1 pseudogene is annotated in these 717 nt (G+C 64.4%); it reads right to left on the bottom strand.

From position 1 onward, the window contains the following. Nucleotides 1-692, bottom strand: a pseudogene (locus tag A5906_RS06295) (transposase); the annotation flags it as partial. Between the last annotated feature and the right edge of the window lie 25 nt (nucleotides 693-717).

The raw sequence follows: 717 nt of genomic DNA on the forward strand, positions 1-717 counted from the left end.
GACGTCGTCGACGATGTTGAGGATGCGGAAGCGTCGGCCATTGGCGAACTGGTCGTGGACGAAGTCCAGCGACCAGCGGGCATTGGGCCTGGCCTCGACCAGGATCGGGGCCCGGGTCCCGACGGCCTTGCGGCGAGCCCGCCGCTTGCGGACGGTGAGCCCTTCCTCGCGATAAAGCCGGTAGATCCGGTTGATCCCCGATGGCTCGCCCTCCCGCCGCAGCAGGACGAACAGGCGGCGATATCCGAAACGCCGCCGCTCGTTGGCGAGATCGCGCAATCGGCTACGCAGAACTGCGTCCGGTGGGCGGCTGGAGCGATAGCGGATCATCTTCCGATCCGAACCCACGATCGAGCAGGCCCGCCGTTCCGACAGGCTCATAACGGCCTGCAGATGCGCGACAGCAGCGCGCTTGGCGGCGGGCCCTACCATTTTTTTGAAAGGAGCTCGCGAAGTGCGGCTGCATCGAGCATCTGCTCGGCCAGAAGCTTCTTCAGCTTCCCGTTCTCCTCCTCCAGGGCCCTCAACCGCTTCGCCTCGGAAACGTCCATGCCGCCGAATTTGGCCTTCCAATTGTAGATTGTCGCCTCGGAGATCCCGTGCTTGCGAGCCAGCTCGGCCGTCTTCGCCCCGGCCTCATGCTCCTTCAGCACCGCAATAATCTGCTCTTCCGTGAACCGTGCTCGCTTCATCTGTCCGTCCTTCTTCGGGCCGGAC

The organism is Bradyrhizobium sacchari, from assembly GCF_002068095.1.
Lineage (GTDB): Bacteria > Pseudomonadota > Alphaproteobacteria > Rhizobiales > Xanthobacteraceae > Bradyrhizobium > Bradyrhizobium sacchari.